Annotated in this window: 22 protein-coding genes and 1 tRNA gene; 8 read left to right on the top strand and 15 right to left on the bottom strand. The window is 42.5% G+C overall.

Annotated features, from left to right (window positions below; all coding sequences use genetic code 11):
* Positions 1–123: 123 nt before the first annotated feature.
* The 4 genes from D1164_RS18115 to D1164_RS18100 all read right to left on the bottom strand — a co-directional run bounded on the left by D1164_RS18115 (position 124) and on the right by D1164_RS18100 (position 3845).
* Positions 124–675, bottom strand: coding sequence for a hypothetical protein (locus D1164_RS18115; protein ID WP_119351310.1), 552 nt, complete (start codon positions 673–675; stop codon positions 124–126).
* Between the two features lie 30 nt (positions 676–705).
* On the bottom strand, positions 706–1212 hold the full coding sequence (locus D1164_RS18110) for a hypothetical protein (RefSeq protein ID WP_119351309.1): 507 nt from the start codon (positions 1210–1212) through the stop codon (positions 706–708).
* 117 nt (positions 1213–1329) lie between these two features.
* Positions 1330–2280, bottom strand: coding sequence for a D-2-hydroxyacid dehydrogenase (locus D1164_RS18105; protein ID WP_119351308.1), 951 nt, complete (start codon positions 2278–2280; stop codon positions 1330–1332).
* 38 nt (positions 2281–2318) lie between these two features.
* Positions 2319–3845, bottom strand: coding sequence for a M20/M25/M40 family metallo-hydrolase (locus D1164_RS18100; RefSeq protein ID WP_119351307.1), 1527 nt, complete (start codon positions 3843–3845; stop codon positions 2319–2321).
* Positions 3846–4065: 220 nt separating this feature from the next.
* Between D1164_RS18100 and D1164_RS18095 the strand changes: the two genes are divergently transcribed.
* The 7 genes from D1164_RS18095 (at position 4066) to D1164_RS18065 (ending at position 11391) form a co-directional block, all read left to right on the top strand.
* Complete coding sequence (locus tag D1164_RS18095) at positions 4066–4473, top strand: hypothetical protein (protein ID WP_119351306.1); 408 nt, start codon at positions 4066–4068, stop codon at positions 4471–4473.
* A 121-nt stretch (positions 4474–4594) separates the two neighbouring features.
* Positions 4595–7606 (top strand): protein translocase subunit SecDF, encoded by a 3012-nt coding sequence (gene secDF, locus D1164_RS18090; RefSeq protein ID WP_119351305.1) that lies wholly within the window; start codon positions 4595–4597, stop codon positions 7604–7606.
* A 122-nt stretch (positions 7607–7728) separates the two neighbouring features.
* A complete protein-coding gene (locus D1164_RS18085; protein ID WP_119351304.1) occupies positions 7729–8103 on the top strand; it encodes a Sec-independent protein translocase subunit TatA/TatB in 375 nt (124 codons plus the stop codon).
* Between the two features lie 14 nt (positions 8104–8117).
* Entirely contained in the window at positions 8118–9146 is a 1029-nt protein-coding gene (locus tag D1164_RS18080) for a calcium/sodium antiporter (RefSeq protein WP_119351303.1), read from the top strand.
* 29 nt (positions 9147–9175) lie between these two features.
* Positions 9176–9832, top strand: coding sequence for an ABC transporter ATP-binding protein (locus tag D1164_RS18075; protein WP_119351302.1), 657 nt, complete (start codon positions 9176–9178; stop codon positions 9830–9832).
* A gap of 57 nt (positions 9833–9889) precedes the next feature.
* On the top strand, positions 9890–10654 hold the full coding sequence (locus tag D1164_RS18070) for a TIGR02757 family protein (RefSeq protein WP_119351301.1): 765 nt from the start codon (positions 9890–9892) through the stop codon (positions 10652–10654).
* Positions 10655–10674: 20 nt separating this feature from the next.
* Positions 10675–11391, top strand: a complete 717-nt coding sequence (locus tag D1164_RS18065) for a tRNA1(Val) (adenine(37)-N6)-methyltransferase (RefSeq protein ID WP_119351300.1) — start codon at positions 10675–10677, stop codon at positions 11389–11391.
* Between the two features lie 157 nt (positions 11392–11548).
* Here the strand turns inward: D1164_RS18065 and D1164_RS18060 are convergent, their stop codons facing one another.
* Positions 11549–12052: a flavodoxin domain-containing protein gene (locus D1164_RS18060; RefSeq protein WP_119351299.1), complete on the bottom strand. Its 504-nt coding sequence runs from the start codon at positions 12050–12052 to the stop codon at positions 11549–11551.
* Between the two features lie 201 nt (positions 12053–12253).
* Between D1164_RS18060 and D1164_RS18055 the strand changes: the two genes are divergently transcribed.
* A complete protein-coding gene (locus D1164_RS18055) occupies positions 12254–12934 on the top strand; it encodes a ferredoxin--NADP reductase (protein WP_119351298.1) in 681 nt (226 codons plus the stop codon).
* Here D1164_RS18055 and upp read toward each other — a convergent pair whose 3' ends face one another.
* From upp to tatC, 10 genes are all read right to left on the bottom strand, one after another.
* Positions 12935–13597, bottom strand: coding sequence for a uracil phosphoribosyltransferase (gene upp / locus D1164_RS18050; RefSeq protein WP_119351297.1), 663 nt, complete (start codon positions 13595–13597; stop codon positions 12935–12937). It abuts the gene before it with no gap.
* A 9-nt stretch (positions 13598–13606) separates the two neighbouring features.
* Positions 13607–14722 (bottom strand): GNAT family N-acetyltransferase, encoded by a 1116-nt coding sequence (locus D1164_RS18045; protein ID WP_119351296.1) that lies wholly within the window; start codon positions 14720–14722, stop codon positions 13607–13609.
* Entirely contained in the window at positions 14692–15666 is a 975-nt protein-coding gene (locus D1164_RS18040) for a polysaccharide deacetylase family protein (protein ID WP_172594520.1), read from the bottom strand. Before D1164_RS18040 ends, D1164_RS18045 begins: the two co-directional genes overlap by 31 nt.
* A complete protein-coding gene (locus D1164_RS18035) occupies positions 15663–16592 on the bottom strand; it encodes a hypothetical protein (protein WP_119351294.1) in 930 nt (309 codons plus the stop codon). Before D1164_RS18035 ends, D1164_RS18040 begins: the two co-directional genes overlap by 4 nt.
* A complete protein-coding gene (locus tag D1164_RS18030; protein ID WP_119351293.1) occupies positions 16585–17907 on the bottom strand; it encodes a polysaccharide deacetylase family protein in 1323 nt (440 codons plus the stop codon). Before D1164_RS18030 ends, D1164_RS18035 begins: the two co-directional genes overlap by 8 nt.
* Before the next feature lie 18 nt (positions 17908–17925).
* A complete protein-coding gene (gene radC / locus D1164_RS18025; RefSeq protein WP_119351292.1) occupies positions 17926–18624 on the bottom strand; it encodes a RadC family protein in 699 nt (232 codons plus the stop codon).
* 118 nt (positions 18625–18742) lie between these two features.
* Positions 18743–18994, bottom strand: coding sequence for a 30S ribosomal protein S20 (gene rpsT / locus D1164_RS18020; RefSeq protein WP_119351291.1), 252 nt, complete (start codon positions 18992–18994; stop codon positions 18743–18745).
* Between the two features lie 30 nt (positions 18995–19024).
* Positions 19025–19096, bottom strand: a tRNA-Glu gene (locus D1164_RS18015).
* Positions 19097–19248: 152 nt separating this feature from the next.
* Positions 19249–19971 carry an LPS export ABC transporter ATP-binding protein gene (gene lptB, locus D1164_RS18010; protein WP_119351290.1) on the bottom strand — a complete coding sequence of 241 codons (723 nt, stop codon included), beginning with the start codon at positions 19969–19971 and terminating at the stop codon, positions 19249–19251.
* Positions 19972–20001: 30 nt separating this feature from the next.
* A complete protein-coding gene (gene tatC / locus D1164_RS18005) occupies positions 20002–20883 on the bottom strand; it encodes a twin-arginine translocase subunit TatC (protein ID WP_119351289.1) in 882 nt (293 codons plus the stop codon).
* Positions 20884–21019: the final 136 nt, after the last annotated feature.

The following is a 21019-nucleotide window of genomic DNA, read 5'->3' as shown; positions in this document are numbered from 1 at the left end:
CTACTGTGTTGACACTATCGGACTTGATGAAGACAAAATCAAGAAGTACGTGAAATTTCAAGAAGATCAAGAACGTCTCGAAGAGCAGCAGCGGCTCAACTTTGGCCCCTTATAGGGGCCTTTTTATAAGTCCACCTTCTTTGAGGGTGGATTCTTTAATTGTTTTTTTAGTTTTTGTATCAGCTTTTGTCCTCTAGACTGTATTCCGGCTGTTGGGTGAAGTTCTATTTCATGTTCGATAATGGAAGCGAGTTCCCGTTTAAAGGCTGTTTCCTTTTCCGAAATATTAAATAAAATTTGCATGGCATGTACCCGCACTGCCACAGGCTCTTCTCCCAACATGAACGTATCCAGGCAGTAATTCATTAAAAAAGAGTAATGTTTTTCGTTGATTTCATTTTGGCTGATTAACTTCAGCCAATGACGTTTTTTCCCCTTGTCGGTTTCCTTTTTCAACTGCCTGATTATTTTCGTCAGAAAGGGAGCGATATGTTGGGGGTTTTTTTCGTGAATTTTGTCGGCAATCCATGCAGCACGCCAGCTTTTGGGATGTTTGCTGTACAAAGCAATGTCCATTAAAACAGATAACTGGTCGGGATGATTTTCTGCTTCCCGGATGAGAAGTTTCAGGTTTTCCCACGATACAATCAGGTCTAGCATTTCATCCTTTGTCATCTCTTTTTTTTACAAAGATACCAGGATTGTTTAATCTAAAAATACGCCGGGGAAAAGATGGATGATTCCTGAAAGGACAACGCCCCACCCCACAATGGAGAGTATCATGTAGAGGACAAGGTGCTTTCGGTTTGAATAATACTTTCCGGCGAGGAATGCGCCCAGCGGGATCGTTAAAAAAAGCGGTGTGGTGATGATAATACCCCAAAATCCGTATGCTCTTTTAAACCGGGCGAGCAGCCTGTTTTTGCGGGTAAATATTTTTACTTTTCTGTTGATTCGGTTGGGTTTAAAAAATTTCTGACACCGTGTTTTAAGCGATACAGGCGCCAGCCGGCAAAGGAAAGGAAAGGCAGAATTGAATCCTCGAATGAGCGGTTTGCTCAGGTAATAAAAGAACAGGAAACCACCTATTCCACCCGTCAGAACGGATAAAACGGCCTGCTCATATTCCAATCCGATAATCATGGCATACGGAAGTGTGAAAAAATATTTCACTGAGGCCAGCAAAACCACATGTAATATTTTAATAACCATTTTTGTTTTTACTGAAACTAAAACGTGGTGGTGGCATTTTTGTTTCAGTAAAAACGTGAAATATTTCTTAAATTCTGGTTCTTGTAATGGTATTGAATATCATTTATTTCGGGTGGTTTAACTGACTACATTCTGCGGGTTCCCTTCTATAAATGTTTTCAGGTTTTCAGTGGCAATGTGTATCAGCCGTTTTCGGGCTTCAGTGGTTGCCCAGGCAATGTGCGGGGTGATGTGGCAGTTTTTGGCCTGGCTCAACGGGTTGTCGGGAGAGGGTGGCTCGGTCGACAATACATCAAGTCCGGCTCCGGCAATCCTGCCGCTGTTCAATGCTTCTGCCAAATCATGCTCGTTGATCAGCGGGCCCCGGCCGGTGTTTATCAAAATGGCTGAGGGCTTCATTTTTTCAATCGTCGCCTTATTTATGAATCCTTCGTTTTTGCTGGTCAGAGGGCAATTAACACTGATAAAATCGCTTTCGGCCAACAGCGTGTCCAAATCCACCTGCCGTGCTTTCAGTCCGGTTCCTTTTTGGCTGCGGTTATTAAAAAGAATATTCATCCCGAAAGCCAGCCCGATTTTTGCCACTGCCTGTCCGATTTGTCCAAAACCAATAATGCCGAGGGTTTTTCCTTCCAGCTCGGTTTGAGGGGTAATGTGGTAGGAGAAATCGATGCTGGTAGCCCAATCGCCTTTCTTCACCGAAGCGGCATGTTCCGAAATATTCTGAACCTGGTGCAGAATGTGGGAAAAAACCATTTGGGCTACCGATGTTGTACTGTAAGCCGGAATATTAGCAACCACAATGCCTGCCGCGGAGGCGGCTTCCAAATCTACAACGTTATAACCTGTAGCCAGTACCCCGATAAACTGTAAATCGGGCAGTTGGTTAATTATTGCTTTGTCAAAAACAACCTTATTGGTAAAAACAGCCTGCGCTCCTTTCGAGCGTTCTGCCGTTTTCTCTGGTGGGGTCCGATCGTAAACAGTACAGTCTCCCAATTGCTGAATCCCCTCCCAGCTTAAATCGCCGGGGTTTGATGTATATCCGTCGAGTACTACAATTTTCATGATAATTTTTATTTAGAATTCCGAAAATAGAAATTTATTCAGAAGTTTGCCAATTCAACACCCACAAGAAAACAAAGTTCAGCTACCCGTTTCATTTTGTCGAACCGGATACGTGAAATATCGTCTGATGGTTGATGATAATCGGCAGTGTATCCGGTTGACAGGCTTAGTGCAGGTACCTGGTTTCGGTGGAAATGGTAGTGATCGCTGATGTGAAGAAATTTTCCGGGAAGGGAGTAGTCCGGAATTAGTCCCAGCCGGGAGCAGGCCGAATCAGTCCATTCCTTTAGGCGCGGGTTAAAATCGTTTACAAGGGTGTAAATTTCGTTGAACTTTTTCACCTGTTTGGGCGATTGGTTCCATACCGAATCGCGCGGTTCGTAAACTCTCCCCACCATATCGAGGTTGATGCAGGCTACCGTTTTTTTCAATGGGAAAACAGGATTTTTGCTGTAATATTCTGATCCCAGCAACCCTGCTTCTTCGGCAGTAACCCAGAGAAAGGCAATACTGCGCTTAGGTTTTTTAGCGAGTTGTGCAAAAGCGGCAGCCAATTCGAGCAGTGTGGCCACCCCGGAGGCATTGTCGTCGGCACCGTTAAAAACTTCACCAAGCTCATTCATTCCCACATGATCGTAATGTGCCATAAAAACCACACATTCCTCTTTTAGTTGCGGGTGACTTCCTTCCATTATTCCTATTATATTCTGAACCTCTGTTTCTTCAACCTTTCTGGATAATTTTACCTGCACCTCCTTGTTTTTTGTGATGAAAGTTTCGGGGGTACCTTTTTTTGAAATGGACTTCAACTGTCTTTCCCATTTATTGTTTTTCCCGAAAAGCGTGTTGGCAAAAGCAGGGGTGGCAGCAACGATCGGTAAAAGGTTTTCTTTGTTCGATGGCTCCAGTATGTAGTTTGATTTCTTTGTCCATTGTTCTAATTGCTGAATCGTATTGTCTCTGGGGGCCTGGAGACTGGTAACCAAAATAATACCTGCGGCGCCTGCATCAAGGATTTTTTTAGCTTTTTGGTATTCCTGCGAGCTGTTCCACAAATACGAAAAGCCTTCCCTGAAAGATTCGGGAGTGCCAACAGAATAAATGGCCACCTTCCCTTGGAGATCCATTCCTTCAAAATCATTGTAGCCTGAAATACTATCTTTCCAACCGAAGCCGGTGAAAACCAATTCCCCGGAAAACCCGAGTGTTTCAATATGAGGTTTTAATGCAGCGAAGTTTTTTTTATATACCGTTTCTTTCCCTTTTTTACCGGATATTTTTAGAAAGGTGTTTTTTTCATCAGGCTGGGATGAGATAAGGGGGAACGTTTGGGAAAGGATCTGTAAAGAAGATTCCGATCCCATTTTTTCAATGTATTTCGCTGCCATGTTTAAGCCCCGGACAGAGGTGCCTGGTGCGCGCCCCTGCAAACTGTCTGATGCCAGGAAGGAAATATGTCTTTTTAGTTGTTCTTCCGAAATAGTTGGTATGTTAACAGGTTGTGCCTGAGCGTTAAAAGTCAGGAAGGCTAACAACAATAAAAAATAATACTTTTTGAATCTCATTGTAGAGTTGAAAATACAAATTTCATTTGCCAATCAGACTTCGGTTTTGATTTTTTTTGCCGGGACAGACACTCTCTTCTTTTAGAATGTGTTTAATTCAGTAATAAAAATGGAAAAGAATAGTCCGGTACATTGATTCTGAGTGTTTAAAATTCATGAATCTCATCTTTGTAAACCTGAACTATTTCGGTATATTTGCCCGGCTAAATTTGACTATAAGGTGAATTTCAAATTTAAAATATCGAAAAAATTTATTGTACGATTAGTGTTTTTTACAGCATTGGTAAGTGTTGCCGTGCTGTTCGATATTTATTTCGAGAATCATCCGGGAACGCTGAAAGAACTACAGGCTGAAAGCGAAGGAGCAGCTGATGAACATGGTACAATTTACCTGTTTTCTCAGGCAAATAATGTAAGCGCAAAGTCGCTGGTACAAAGGACATCTGTGCGTAAATTATTTGATGAGACACATAACAAACTGCTTCAAAAGTGTCATCATCTTCGAAACCACCAGTTATTAAAGACAGAAAAGAAGGCTCCCCGGAAAACACTTTTTCTCACATATCATCACCTGATTTTCAGGCACTACTATTTCTCCCTCCCTGATAATGATCCGTTAGTCTCCTGATTCATCCTATCTAAAAAATCAGATAGTTGATTGGAGGAGACGGGATATCTTTCCCGCATTTTACCATTTTACAGAATAAACTCAATTGGGACTAACATTACAATTTTAAAACAAAATTTATATGCAAAACAAAGGTGCTATTTTAACATTTGCCATCCTGCTTGCTGCGGTATGTCTATACCAGCTTTCGTTTACATTCAAAGCCAGACAGGTGGAAAAAGCGGCCCGGGAATATGCCCAGGGCAATTCAGACCAGGAATTTAATTACCTCGATTCCATTTCAGGCGAAGAGGTTTACAATTTTCTGGGGCTGAAAAAATATACCTACAAAGAGGTAAAAGAGCTGGAACTGAACCTTGGTCTGGACCTCAAAGGAGGGATGAACGTAACGTTGGAAGTCTCGGTCGATGATCTTATCAGGGCATTGTCCAATTACAACAATGATTCTACGTTTAATGCAGCGTTAAGACAAGCCAGGCTGATGCAACGGGGAAGCCAGGAAGATTTTGTAACCCTTTTCGGACGGGCTTTTGAAGAAATTGACCCGAATGCAAGACTTGCCTCTATTTTTCTGACGCTGGAATTGCGTGAGAAAATCAATATAAATACAACAAACCAGGAGGTGCTGGATGTTATCAGGGATGAAACCAATGCAGCTATTGATAATGCATTCAATATCATCCGTACGCGTATCGACCGTTTTGGGGTAGCGCAGCCCAACATTCAGCAATTGCAGACAAAAGGCCGGATTTTGGTGGAACTTCCCGGGGTGAAAGACCAAAACCGGGTACGTAACCTGCTTCAGGGGACTGCCATGCTCGAGTTCTGGGAAACTTACGAGAACCAGGAGGTTTATCCGTTCCTGCTCCAGGCCAATGAGCGGCTAAAAGAAATGGAAGCTGCCTCTTCAGGCAATGTTTCTGAGTCAGCCGGGGTAGATACTGAAAGTGCGGCAGTTGCAGAAACAGATACCACTGCAGAAGAAAGTTCCCTGCTTTCGGAACTCGAAGCCGGAACCGAAAGCGATTCCACAGATATAGGAATGGACAACCTCGAAAATTTCAGAAAGGAATATCCGCTTTTTGCTGTGTTGAATCCCAGTACTGACCAACAGGGACAGTTATTTCAGGGACCGGCAATCGGAATTGCCCATTCAAGAGATACTTCCAAAGTGAATGAATTCCTTTCGCGGGAGCAGGTTAAAAGCATTTTTCCACGGGACATGATGTTCAGGTGGACGGCCAATTCGGTGGATGAAGCCGGTAATTTCTTTCGTCTGATTGCTCTGAAAGCGAACACCCGCGATGGACAGGCGCCACTCGATGGTGACGTGATTACCGATGCCCGCCAGGATTTTGATCAAATGGGCTCAAATCCGGAGGTGTCGATGACCATGAACAGTGAAGGAGCCAAAACCTGGCAACGCCTGACCAAGGAGAACATTGGCAAATCAATCGCTATTGTGCTCGACGGTTACGTGCGTTCTTTTCCCACTGTGCAAAATGAAATTTCCGGAGGACGTTCCAGTATTACCGGTCTGGAAAGCATTGAGGAAGCAAAAGACCTTGCCAATATTCTGAAATCAGGGAAAATGCCGGCGCCGGCACGTATTATCCAGGAAGAAATCGTAGGACCTTCACTGGGACAGGAAGCTATCAGTAGTGGCTTGTATTCATTTATTGTAGCCTTCATTTTGGTGCTTGTATACATGTTTTTCTTTTACAGTCGGAATGCTGGGCTTACTGCCAATGTTGCACTGATTGCCAACATGTTCTTCATTTTAGGTATCCTCGCTTCATTGGGTGCTACCCTTACCCTTCCGGGGATTGCCGGTATTGTACTTACCATTGGTATGTCGGTAGATGCCAACGTGCTGATTTATGAAAGGGTGCAGGAAGAATTGCGCGCCGGGAAAGGAATTAAGCTTGCCATTTCAGACGGGTATAAAAATGCCTATTCAGCCATTATCGACGGTCAGGTGACAACCCTTTTAACCGGGATCGTCCTTTATGTATTTGGTTCCGGGCCGATTAAAGGGTTTGCCACTACGCTGATTATCGGTATCCTGACTTCACTTTTCTCTGCCATTTTCTTAACACGTCTCATTTTTGAATGGAAACTGAAACGGACCAAGAATATTCTTTTTGCCACAAAATTTACAGAAAACTGGCTCCAGAATACTTCCATCAAATTTCTTGAAAAAAGGAAAATTGCGTATATCCTTTCCGGGGCCTTCATTATTTTATCAATTGGCTCACTTGCTGTTCGCGGATTGAATTACGGCATTGATTTTAAAGGAGGCCGGACTTATGTAGTTCGTTTTGACCAGGATGTTGAGGTGGCCGATGTTCAACAGGCGCTGGCTGATGTTTACGGCACTGCTCCGGAAGTGAAAACCTTCGGCGCCAGTAACCAGGTGAGGATTACTACTACCTATAAAATTGATGACGACAGCGAGAATATTGATAATGAAGTGGAAGCCATGCTGATGAAAGGCCTTCAGGATGCTGATTTACTCGATGATAATATAACCCTCGAAGAATTTACCGAGGACTATCAGCAAAGTTCGCAGAAGGTGGGACCGACCATTTCCGATGATATCCGGAAAGACGCAGTAATTGCCATCAGTTTTGCGCTGATAATTATTTTCCTCTACATTTTAATTCGTTTCACCAACTGGCAGTACGGGCTGGGAGCTGTAGTTGCCCTTGCTCACGATTCACTTATCGTATTGGGTATTTTCTCGTTACTCTACAATGTGTTGCCATTCTCCCTGGAAATTGACCAGGCATTTATTGCGGCTATTCTAACGGTGCTTGGTTATTCCATTAACGATACCGTGGTGGTTTTCGACCGTATCAGGGAATACCTGAAATTGCATCCGAAACGTAAGCGTGAGCAAAACGTGGATGAGGCAGTGAACAGTACGCTACGCCGTACATTCAGCACCTCGCTTTCTACATTTGTTGTATTGCTCGCTATTTTCCTCTTTGGAGGAGCCACTATTCGCGGGTTCACATTCGCATTGCTGGTAGGTGTTCTTGTTGGTACATACTCATCGCTGTTTGTGGCTACGCCTATTGCTTATGACTTCCAAAAGAAGTTGGCAAAAGTGGCAGAAAAGCGTAAATAACGATATGAAATTATAGCTTTAGTCAATAGCCTTGCATTAGCAGGGCTATTGTTTTTTTATTGGTACATCCTGTTTAAATGATGTTGCCAATTTGTATATTTGTGGGCTAAACAAAATGAAGAATGAATCATATATTATTTATAAGCGGAGGAGAGCTGGTGCTTGTAATGTTGCTGGCATTACTTTTTTTTGGGTCGAAAGCCATTCCTGATATCGCTAAAACGCTGGGAAAGGGGTTACGCGAATTTAGAAAGGCAACCAATGAGATCAAGCGCGAAATCAATGAACATACTTCTGATATAAAGAAGGATATCAACGAAGTTAAATCAACCGTGGATCGGGAAACCTATAAAATGAAACATGAGTTGGACGAGGTTTCTTCAGCCGTGGACAAGGAGACTAACCAAATAAAAAGAGAGCTGGATGATGCTTCTTCCCTGGATGAAAAAGATTCTGAAAATGAGAAAAAGAGAATCGAAGATTATCCGGAAGATTAAATAAAACCACAGGAATGATTATTCTGTACACCCTGGCATTGTTGGTCTGTTTTGTATTACTGGCACGCATTGTTGATCTTTTCTTTATCGCTTCTTTAGATAAAATATCCCATGATTTACGTCTTTCAAGCGACGCTGCCGGGGCTACCCTGATGGCAATTGGCTCCAGTGCTCCTGAACTTTTTGTGGCGTTGTTTTCTGTTCTTAAACCGGGAGATCACCAGGCTATTGGAATTGGCAGTATTGTGGGGAGCGCCATTTTTAACCTTCTCGTTATTGTGGGTGCTGCGGCATTGGTGCGCAAAGCCCGCCTTACCTGGCAACCCATGGTGCGCGATCTGTTTTTTTATACGCTTGCGGTGGTGCTTCTTGTGTGGTTTATTTGGGATGGCAGGTTTACTTTGACTGAAGCCATTGTTTTTTTGGGAATCTATATTTTTTATGTGATAGCCGTTGTTTACTGGAAAAAGGTTCTTCCCTACAACGACCTTTCTTTTGATGAAAGGGAAGAACAGGACTGTGCAGAGAAGGGAGTTTTAAATATTTTCGATCGGCTGCTTTGCCGGATATTCCCCGATAAAAAACACTATTACAGGGTGTTTCTGCTTTCAATATTTATTATAGCCGGTTTGAGTTGGGCCCTGGTGGAACTCGCCGTGGTTATTTCTTACATTCTTAATATTCCCGAAGCCATCATTGCCCTTACTGTTTTAGCCATAGGTACTTCTGTTCCCGATCTCATTTCATCGATGATTGTGGCACGCCAGGGAAGAGGTGATATGGCAGTGAGCAATGCGATAGGTTCCAATATTTTCGACATTCTCGTGGGGCTTGGTTTGCCCCTTGCCATCTTTGTCCTTATGTCGAATGAAGCGATTAGCACGGGGGGAGATATTTCCCGTTCGGCCATTATTCTGTTTGGTTCTGTTGTTTTATTAATTGTCTGGTTACTTCTGAGCAGGTGGAGAATTGGGAAAATTACCGGAGTAGTTTTTCTCGGAATTTACTTTCTTTATGTTCTCAGTGAAATACTAATGCCTTAACTTCGTTACTTTTAAGTAAAATTGTTGTTTTGATAAGAGCAGAAAACATAAAAAAATCGTTTGGACCGCTTGAGGTTTTAAAGGGAATTCATTTGGAAATTCCGTCAGGGAAAATTTATTCTATTGTAGGAGCCAGTGGGGCAGGAAAAACTACCCTCCTGCAAATTATCGGGACACTCAGCAAACCCGACAGCGGTCAGATATTTTATAGTGACAAGAATGTCTCTTCCCTTTCAGAAAAAGAACTCTCTTCTTTCCGGAACAGGGAAATTGGGTTTGTTTTTCAGTTCCACCACCTTTTGCCTGAATTTACGGCATTGGAAAATGTGTGCATTCCGGCTTTCATCGCGCGGCGTTCTAAAAAAGAAGCGGAGACGGAAGCGTTCAGGCTGCTCGAATATCTCGGGTTGACCGATCGCCTCCAGCATAAACCCTCTGAATTGTCAGGAGGGGAAAAACAGCGGGTGGCTGTAGCAAGGGCCCTCATCAATAAACCGGCAGTAGTATTGGCAGACGAGCCTTCCGGAAATCTTGACTCGGCCAATCGGGAAGAACTCCATGATCTGCTTTTCAAACTCCGTGATGATTTTGGGCAAACTTTTATAATTGTTACGCACGATGATCATTTTGCTGAACGTTCAGACAGGATTGTTCACATAAAAGATGGGGTGATTGAGGGAGATTGAATGAAAAGAAAACGGAGGATATTTAATTTCCGAACAGAACCCGTCAGCATTTGAAATATGGAACATACTGAACTGAAAGACTTTCTTGACGAAAAGGCGGAGAAATTTAACCGGCCTGCTTTTATTGAATCCGATCCCATTCAGGTACCCAAACAATTTACCCAAAAAGAAAATATTGAAATTGCTGCTTTTTTAACTGCTACCATTTCGTGGGGTAACCGGCCTGCCATTATTAAAAATGCCCTCCGCCTCATGGAACTTATGGATAACCGGCCTTTCGATTTTATTACGGAGACTTCTGCTTCGGATCAGGCCGTTTTAAAATCTTTCGTACACCGGACGTTTAATGGAGAGGATTGCCTCTATTTTGTCCGGGCGCTGAAAAACATTTACAAAAACTACGGTGGGTTGCAGCAGGTGTTTGAAACCGGCTTCAAAAAAGAAGATTCAGTAAAATCGGCTTTGGCGCATTTTCATTCGGTATTTTTTGAGATTCCCGGCGAACGTACCCGCAAGCATGTGGCTAACGTGGAACGCGGTGCATCAGGGAAACGACTGAATATGTTTCTGCGCTGGCTGGTACGAAAGGATAATGGTGGAGTAGATTTTGGCCTTTGGAAAAGAATTCCGACATCGGAATTAATGCTCCCTTTGGATGTGCACACCGGAAATACAGCCCGAAAACTGGGACTCCTGAAACGGAAACAAAACGATTGGAAGGCAGTGGAAGAAGTTACTGCAACACTTCGTAAATTTGATGCCACCGATCCGGTGAAGTACGATTTTGCACTTTTCGGACTGGGAGTTTTTGAAGACTTTTAACAGGTCAATGCAGAATTAAAATGGCTAAAAATAACTGGTTTCAGTTCAAACAGTTTAGAATTATTCAGGAACGCGCGGCTATGAAAGTGGGTACCGACGGTGTTTTGCTGGGGGCCTGGGCAGATGTTTCTACTGCACGGACCATTCTGGATATTGGCGCCGGAACCGGGTTGATTGCCCTTATGATGGCCCAGCGTTCGGAAGCAAAAGTTACCGGAATTGAGATTGAAAAAAATGCAGCGGAAGAAGCCATTGAAAATGCAGAAAATTCGCCATGGAACCAGCAAATAACTATTCTGAATATCTCTTTCCAGGATTTTGTAAAAAGTAAACCGGGGCTTTTCGATCGGATTGTGTCCAATCCTCCTTTTTTTACCAACAGTCAGAAATCGAAATGTGGAAACCTGGCCATGGCCAAACATAACCACCTGCTTCCCTGGGCCGACCTGGCCCATGGTATTACCCGGCTCTTGGTACCTGACGGAAAACTTGCCATCATCCTGCCGGTTACCGCAGTCAGTGAATTTGTAAAAATGGCTGAAAAGGAAAAACTGTTTTTACTGAGGGAGACTGAAGTCAGGCCCAACAACCTGAAATATCCCCACCGCTACCTGATGGAATTCGGATACAACAAGGCAGAAACAGAAAAGAATTTTTTGAATATTCACAACGACGACGGTGTCGGATTCACGGATCAGTACAAAGAGCTTACCCGCGACTTTTACCTGAATTTTTAGTATGCATTTTTTACATCCGTTAGATTGTCAGGGGATTTCTAATGGTTATACATATTACGTATAAATGCCAATAACCCCGACTTAGATGAACTTATATTTTTGAAAAAAGGTAAGTCCATCTAAATCGGATTTTGATTGAAAAAATCAATTTTTTGGGTTAAGCAAGGAATAAAAACGGGTTGAAGATGCGATCCATGCGTCGGGAAAACTTTCGGACTGCTTCAAAATCAACTTTCGAGGTGCTTTGTTTTACATGGGCCACCTTTTTCACCACCATCTTTTCAAGGAAATTCATCCTGTCAAAATCGAATGCACCACCAAAAAAAGCAGTCGCTTTTGCGCTGCGGTGCAATTCTTCGGGATAAGCTTCCATCAGTTGTTTGTGGGCTGTTTCGCCTTCCTCCATACAGCAAATAAATAATCCCAGTTCCTTTTTCTGAAGGTCCTTCAGGTTGGTGGTGCCAAATTCCTTCACCCGTTTTTGAATCTGTCCTGCATGAATGGAACCTCCGATAATAACTCGCTGGAACTCTTTTATCGGTGGATTAGGATTTTCTTTCAGGTCAACGAGGGCCACTTCGCCCTCCAGGTAATCTTTTAGTTGTTCCGAAATTCTTTCGGTACAACCATGTGTTGTTGCATAAGCGATGAGTGTTTTCATTTTTGTTTAACTGTTTTCCGGCTTTAAAATAATTTTTCTTGTAAACTGAATTTCAGAATGGTTTCAAAATTATTTTTTTTATACCGAACAATTGTGTTAATAATCGGTTAATTCTCTAAAATAACCGGTGAAATAAGATACAAAAAAGTCTTTTTTTTTACAGGTGATTCTATTTTTGCAGTTTAAAAAAAATTATAAGGAATGACATTCGAAATGAAATCTGAAGTACAGATTGATACAAATTACTACAAAGTACAGGATATTAGAATTTTAACAGAAAGTGCATTTGTTATCCAGCTCCCTAAAAGTAGGTTTAAATTTGAAGCAGGACAGCATATTTCACTTTCCATTGCAGAAGACTACCAAAGCCGCGAATATTCCATTTACAGTGCCGAAGAAGCAGACCATTTGGAGGTATTGGTAAAAGAAGTGGAAGGGGGCTATTTTTCGCCCAGGCTAAAGCATCTGAAAAAAGGGGATATGGTGGAGGTTCACGGGCCGTTCGGACGGTTTGCCCTCGATTCGGAAAGGCGCGATTCGCATCAGCATGTTTTTATTGCCAGCGGCACAGGCATCGCTCCTTTTCACAGTATGGTGAAAAGTAATCCGGGATTGAACTATCGCGTCATTCACGGGGTGCGCAGTGCCGATGAAGCGTATGAACGGGAGGAGTATGATCCCGGCAGGTACTTTCTTTGCACTTCGCGTGATGAAGCGGGCGACTACCACGGACGTCTCACCGGTTACCTCCGGGAAGCGGAATTTGATAAAAATTCCAGTTTTTATCTTTGCGGCAACAGCGATATGATTTTCGATGCCATGGAAATTCTGAAGGAAAAAGGATTTGACCGCAACGACGTGAACGTGGAAGTATATTTTTGATTATTTCGAATCGATTTTTTCACCGTAGGCCAGGTCACCAACGTCGCCAAGTCCGGGAACAATATATGATTTCGGGTTTAATCCCTCATCAACAGCCCCCAGCCAAAGTGTCACACTTTTGGACTGGATGGTTTTTGAAATGTAATCAACTCCCTGCCTGCTGGCGATAACGGAGACCAGGTGAACATGCGAAGGCGTTCCTTTGCTAAAAAGGGCATTGTACCCAATTTCCATGGACTTGCCCGAGGCCAGCATCGGGTCGGAAAGAATAACCACTTTCCCGTCAAGTGATGGCGAAGCCATATATTCAAATTCGATTTCGAACCCGCCGTTGTCCGTATATTTTCGAAAGGCAGAGATAAAGCAGTTTTCAGCCCGGTCGAGTATTTTCAGCAAGCCGTTATGCATGGCCAGCCCGGCCCTTAAAATGGTAGCGAGTACCGGTTGTTCCCCAAGTTTCGGCACCTTTGCCACCCCTAATGGAGTTGTAACATCGGTTACCTCAAACTTTAGTTCTTTACTGATTTCATAAGCAAATAATTCCCCCATCCGGTAAAGGTTCTCCCTGAACCGTAATGGATCTTTCTGAATGGATATATCCCTGATTTCTGCCAGATATTGATCTAATACTGAATGGTTGTTCCCTAAAATTTTTATTTCCATTATTATTCATTAAGTAAATACTGAATCGCCGTCGCCATCCTGAATCTGAAATTTTTCTGTTCCCTGAATGTCAAATGAGCTGTATATTTTTTGTCCCATTCTTTTAACGTGCAAAAATGGGAATTTTTGAGCAAAAAACTGGCGCGCTATGGGGGTATTATATACCGTAACAAGTTCGATTTGATGCTTTACACAGTATTTTTTTATAAACAGGGCCGTTTCGTTTTCGAGGGGTGATGTAAGGCTGCTATAAAGTGTTTTTAAATGTCCTTCCCGAACGGAAAAGATAAAAACGCCCTTCAATTCATTTTTTTGTAAGACCTTCACAGTCCGGTAAAAGAATGAATCCGAGCAAGCCGAAAATGGATATTTATTTTTTAATTCGCGGTTTGTTTCTGAAATCCAGGGGAACCGGAAAATCCATTCCCATTCTTTTTCGTCCCGTCCAAATAAACAGGTTGTATTTTTATTTTGAAGAAACTGATAACAGGGCGCATCAGGAAATTCCATTTCTTCAAACCGTATTTCCGGATTTTTTTTAAGGCTGAAAAACGAACCCCGAATTTTTGCAAAGCCGGCAATAAAAATATCGATCAGCCGAAAGACCATTTTTACCAGCTTGTTTTTTTGTGCAAAAGGTAACAGCTTTACCGTTTTTGGGAAAAGATACGCACGGGCGCCTTCAAATTGGTGGATGGGTTTGAATCGGCTGGTTGAAAGAATTAATTTCTCTGCTTCAGGTGCATAATTTGAAAACATGAGTTTGCCTTTCCAGTCTGCGAGTGCCTCTTCCAGAAGTTGTTTTGACAACCCTTTTCTTCTGAAACCAGGTTTTACCCAGGCACCACTGCACCAGCCAAACCGGATTGTCTCACTTCCTGATTGAACCACACCTGCAAATATACTCCGGAATGCAACCAAATCCCCATCAACCAGGGCTAAAATCAGAACTACATCGTTGGGACGACCATGCGGGTTTGAAAGATATGACTTTGCCCGGGAAGGAGTTATGGGGACAAAAGAGAATTGCCGGAAAATTTCACTTTGTGTAAAAAATTCCAGATTTTTCAGTTCTATTTTTCTGATTTCAGGACTCAATGTTTCACCGTTGCTTTTCCCACCCATTTCCGCAGTTCAGAATATAAAAATTCCCCTTTTAAGTTTTGAATAAAGTTTCCCTCCTGCTCCACAGGATATCTTTGTAAATGGAAATCAAATATGTCGTGTTTTACACCTGCTGTTCCAAATGTTACATCACAAATATGTTCATTTTTAATGGTTTCTAAAACGTTACCCGGTACTCCCCAATCCGTGAATGGAAATGCAAATGCACGAACCGGCTGATTTACCAGTTTTTCTACCTGGCTCATACTTTCCTTTACTTCTTTGATTTGTTTTTCTTCCGGAATTTTCCAAAATTCAGGATGATTATGGCTGTGGGCGCCAATGGAGAAACCGTCGGCGGCCAGTTTTTTTATTTGTTCTGAGTTTAAATAGGGCTGCTGCTGAGCTAAAAACGTAGTAAAGTCGATTCCCAGCATGGTTGCAGCCTCGTCCAACACATCTGCCTGCCAAATTCCGGCCGATAAAATATTTTTGTTTGTCAGGTTATGTATTTTCAGAAATGCTTCAACATCCGGATTTGGAGCTTTGAGAAGTCTGTTTAAAATAAGGCTGGCTTTGTATTTATGGAATAGTCCCTTGTTGTTTACAAATGCCGTGTTGACAAAGAAAGTAGCGGGAATGCCTTTTCGCAGCAGGATGGGAGCCACCACCTCGGCGCACTCGCGCAGGCCGTCATCAAAACAGAGGTGAAATACTTTCTTGCCGGAATATTCTCCGGCAACCAGTCCTTCCAGTGAAACCGGCTCAAAGTACCTCAGATAATAATCAAGCTCCTTCTCAAACTGAGATGTATTCCGGTAAGGGTAGTTTAAAATATGAGGTAGTATTTCATCGCTTACTACGTGGTAAAAAGGCAGAAAATAAGGAGTTTCCTGCTTAAAAAGCCATTCAGGGGAAAAGAAGCGGCTTCCCTGTTTACTCAAAAATCGCGAAAACGTTTTCATTCTGAATTTCTTTTGAGCCATTTCAACGGTGCCGGCAGCCGGTTGCCTCTTATCTGGTAATAGGTTTCGGGTGTAGCGCCAAAACCTTCAAAAAAACGTGCAACTCCCGGCAGCATGGAACCTTCGAAATCAAGGGTCAGGTTCTTCCCTGCAGTAGTTCCCAAAAAATGGTCGATTAAAAAAAACATAGCCCGCAGTTCTTTTCCTTCCTCACTTGAAGCGGCATTCAGATAGAGCAGTCGGTCTTTCCACCGAAGAAAAAATACCGCGGCGCAAAGGTTATTCCCCGGAGAATATACACCTTCAATTTCACCCAATCCTTTGTATTGGCTGTAAGCGATAATGCTTTTTAATTTTTGAAACCCGCTTTTAGGGAATTGGGCAGGTAAATTTTTCTGTTTTAGCTGAAGGTAATCTTCCAGCCGAATATTCTCCACAAATCCCAACCGGTTGTTGTTGGCCTTTGCAATATTACGGTGTGTATTTTTTGAATACCCTGAAAGGATGGCCTCGTAATCAGTTTCCAGGTGGAGTAAAAAGTTTTTTCGTGGAAGAATGTGTACGCCTTTTAAACTTTTTGGCGGTATGTTTTCGGCATTGTTCTGGATATCAAAATAGCTGAATTTATGGGTTATAGCTTTATAAAATTCGATAGCAATTTTGGTAGGTGGATTTGGGAAAATCCCGAGTTGCTGACAATACAAAGGCTGGTACAGATAGCTTATCCCCAATTTTCGCCTGCGTGGAAGGGGCATTACGAACTCGTAGTTCCCCCAAACCAGTGCATCCCATTCAATGGCGGTGCGATCTAGGTACCAGCTTACAGCGTATACCCTGCTGTTTGGGGCTTCCTCTATGCACCGATCCCATTTAGGGTAATCAATTTCATGCTGTTTTAAATATTTCAGTTCCTCTCTGTTAAGCATTGGCCCACTCAAATCCTTTTTGGTTCATTTTTATAAAAACGTCCCGGTATCCCTTCCAGTCATCCATGTCATTCAGGGTTTCGTTGTGCCAGATGGCCGAAAAAACGCCGCCCACATTTTTTACCTCCTGCATCAGGTTTTCAATTTCGGCACTGGCCTCTTCGGGAGGCAGTCCCATGTATTGATGCAGGGTGACATCCATCACCTGAAACGGAATAATTTTTAACGATGTTGCGGTTTCCCTTTTTAAATCGTAAAAATAATACGGGGTGCAGGTTCCGGCCCTGAATCCGGTATGCGATGGGTATCCCATGGTATAATCTTCTGAAATACCTGCTTTGATTAAACGTCTGTAAGAACGCGGCAACCGAAGTCGCAGAAAGTGTTGTCTGCTTTTTGTCACTTCTGAAGCGGTTATTTTTTTGAACCTTCCTATTTCTGTGGCCAGTTTTTTCTTGCCTTTCTTTTTACTGGCAGAAAAGGAAGGATGGATGCCAACGGAATATTTTGCCGCTGTTTCTTTAACCAGTTTTTGCAGGTGTTTGTTTTTCCACGAAACATTTTTATCGAACCGTTTGTAATCTCCTAAAAGAAAGAAAAACAATACTTTATTCTCGTTTCCTTCGTACGTTTTATTCAAAAAGTTATAGGTGTCATATGGGTCGGTTTGCCTGCCCTGCCAAACACGGATACGGTTTCGCGCTTCGGTAAAATGACCTTTTGAAACAGCCTGGGAAAAGGCTCCGAAACTCCGCCAAAAACCCTTGTGTGCATACGCCCATGCATTATCAATGTCGATGGTGGAAAGAAACTCAAATTTAGGTTCAGGAAATATAAGTTCGGGAAAACGCGCTTTTAGTTTCCCGGCCAGCAAATGCGCCCAAATATTGACTACCGGCTTTTTAAGCAAACCGTACTTCACAAGAATGCTCTCTTCGGCAGGAAACCGGTTGTGCCTGTCGCGTTGGGTGTCTAAATACTCTTCGTAGCGAGAAACCAGATAGAAGGATGCAGCCAGCGGATCGAACGGCAAGTCGGAGTCGGCGGAGCTTTCGAAGAAATACTTTTCACCATTGTACCACACGGGCTGAATATTGGGCTGAATAAGCGCTTTGCAATGCAAAAACCGGTGCGGCTTGAGGTAGAATTCATTCCCAAATTTCTCATAGGAATAGTTTATTTTCGGCAAATCCGACACAAGAAATTTAGAGGATTTTGTAGTAAATGAAACCTCGTTTTGCAAAATGGTTGTAAAAATCAACCGCGAAATGTATTCAATGCGGGGAGTCAGTTCTTCAGTGTAAATTAATATCATATCGGTTTTGGTTTTTTTTTAGTACATCATTCCCTCATCAGCCAGACTAATATAACGGTTTTGCCCAATAATGATATGGTCGAGTACCGAAATCTCCATCACATCGGCAGCCTGCTTTATTTTTCGGGTGATTTTCAGGTCGGCATCCGATGCTTCCATTGTCCCGGATGGATGATTATGACTAAGAATAAGAGAAACAGCCAGTTTTTCAAGGGCATTTTTAAGGATGATGCGTACATCGATAACGGTTCCGGAAATCCCCCCCTGACTGATCATAAAATGATCAATAATTTTGTTTCCCCGGTCGAGTAGCAGTACCCAAAACTCTTCGTGGTTAAGGTCACCCAGCAGTGGCATAAAAAAGTCAGCGGCATCTTTACTGGAAGTAATTTTCTTTTTTATAAACACTTCGGCTTCTTTTCTTCTTTTTCCCAGTTCGAGCGCAGCAACAATTGAAACAGCTTTGGCCTGGCCAATTCCGTTAAAAGTTTTCAGGTAGTCGATTCCCTTTCTTCCTAAATCGTTGAGGTTATTGTTTACCGAGTTGAGTACACGGCGACTAAGTTCTACTGCCGTCTCTCCGGTATTTCCGGAGCCTATCAGAATGGCAATCAATTCGGCATCCGAAAGTGATCGCGGGCCTTTTGAAAGGAGCTTTTCACGCGGACGATCTTCTACAGCCCATTCTTTGATATTTAGTTTTTTGTATTCGTTCATTTTTTGGAGTGTGCCTAAAAATAAACAAATTTCTTTACAAATGCCGGGAATGAATTGTCCCTACGAAAAAAAGCCTCTCCGTCAACGGAGAGGCTTCAACCATATCGTAAAAATTTTCTTACAAATTATTTACCTGAACAGCCAGTTTTGACTTCAGGTTAGCGGCCTTGTTTTTGTGAATGATATTCCTCTTGGCCAGTTTGTCAATCATTGAAACCACTTCAGGATACTTTTTAGCAGCCTCTTCTTTGTCGGTTTCATTGCGCAATGCTTTTACCGCATTACGGGTTGTTTTGGCATAATACCTGTTGTGCAAACGTTTTTTTTCGTTTTGCCTGATTCTTTTTAAAGCTGACTTGTGATTTGCCATTTTATTCTTTTAAAATCTTTAAAATTTAAGTAGCCCGTAGGGGATTCGAACCCCTGCTACCAGGATGAAAACCTGGCGTCCTAACCCCTAGACGAACGGGCCTTCCTTATATTTCCCTGAAATTGGGACTGCAAAAATACTTCATTTTTATTATCCACCAAATTTTAAATTAAAATTTTTAAAGAGAATGTAATTTTTTAGGCTGGTGTTAACCTTAATGCGTGTAGCCTGCATTATTAAAGGGATTTTAATTGCTAACGCAACTCGAAATTTTGTCCCAGGTAAACTCTTCTCACATCTTCATCATTAGCCAACTCCTCCGCGGTGCCGGCTTTCATAATAGAACCTTCAAACAGCAGGTATGAACGATCGGTGATGGAAAGCGTTTCGTGTACATTGTGGTCGGTAATAAGAACCCCGATATTTTTTTCTTTCAGCTTTACAACAATTTGCTGGATATCTTCTACCGCAATAGGATCCACTCCTGCAAATGGTTCGTCGAGCAAAATAAACTTAGGATCGATGGCCAGAGCACGTGCAATCTCTGTTCGTCGGCGCTCTCCCCCTGAAAGCTGAATCCCTTTACTTTTGCGGATATGCTGCAGCCCGAACTCAGTAAGCAATGTTTCCACTTTTTCGCGCTGGAACTCTTTGCTGTAGTCGGTCATCTCCAATACAGCTTTCAGGTTGTCTTCGATGCTTAGTTTTCTGAAAACCGACGCTTCCTGGGCCAGATAACCAATTCCTTTTTTAGCCCTTTTGTATACCGGCAGCCGGGTAATATCTTCTTTGTCCATAAAAATATTCCCCGACAATGGACGTATTAATCCGACAATCATATAAAAAGAGGTTGTTTTTCCGGCGCCGTTCGGACCAAGTAATCCAACAATCTCTCCCTGTTTTACATCGAAACTGACTCCTTTAACTACCGTTCGTTTCCGGTATTTTTTTACAATATTTTCTGCACGAAGAATCATGTGGGCAAATAACGCAATTTATTGGGAGACTTATACTTCATCCATTTCTTTTTCACGTTTTTTAACGACGTGTCGTGAAATCAGGATGCCAATTTCATACAAAAATATCAATGGGAAACACACCATAATCTGGCTAAAAACGTCGGGCGGTGTTATAATGGCTGAAAGCAGCAGCATTACTACATACGAATGTTTCCGGTAGGTTTTCATGAACTGTGGGGTCAATATGCCCACCTTGCTCAGGAAATAGGAAAAAATAGGAATAAGAAACACCACACCGGCAGCCAGCGAAATGGAAGTAACCGACCCGATATAAGATCGCAGGTTGATTTGATTGGTTACGTCACCACTCACATTGTACGTTCCTAAAAAATGGATTGAAAGGGGTACAATTAAATAGTAGCCAAATAAAATGCCGAGCATAAACAGAAAAGAAGTAAAAAACACAGCGCCGCCTGCATATTTTTTTTCGTTTTCGTAAAGTGCCGGTTTAATAAAGCGCCAAAACTCATAAAAAACGACCGGAGAAGAAATAATAAAACCGGCAATAATAGATACCCAGATGTGGGTCATGAACTGACCGGCAATTTTTATGCTGATAAGTTCCAGCGGTTTTTGGTTTATTCGCAGGGCCTCGGTGCCAGACCAATCGGCTAATAGCGCAAACATTCGGTTGGTCCAAAAGTCGGGCGTGCGCGGATTTAATATAATGGTATTAAAAATAAAATCTTTCAGGATAAATGCAATAACTGCAAAAATCGTAATGGCCAAAGCCGACCGGATGATATGCCAGCGCAACTCTTCCAGGTGCTCCAGAAACGACATCTCGGCATAACTTGATTTAACCCCCTGTCTGTTTTTACGCCTGCCTTTTTTGTCTTGTTGTTCTTCTTGTCTCGTGTCTTCGCTCATTGAATCCTGATTTTTTAAAAACTTCACAAATATAAATACTTCCTGCTATTCACCGCTTTTCCTCCTTTCATTATTTAAAAGAATGCTATATAATTTATAAAAAAGCAAAAAATGTATTGCCATTTTTCTTACTTTT

Origin of the sequence: Mariniphaga sediminis (genome assembly GCF_003573545.1) — a bacterium.
Taxonomy (GTDB): Bacteria; Bacteroidota; Bacteroidia; order Bacteroidales; family Prolixibacteraceae; genus Mariniphaga; species Mariniphaga sediminis.
This window is presented reverse-complemented; position numbering and strand designations above follow the sequence as displayed.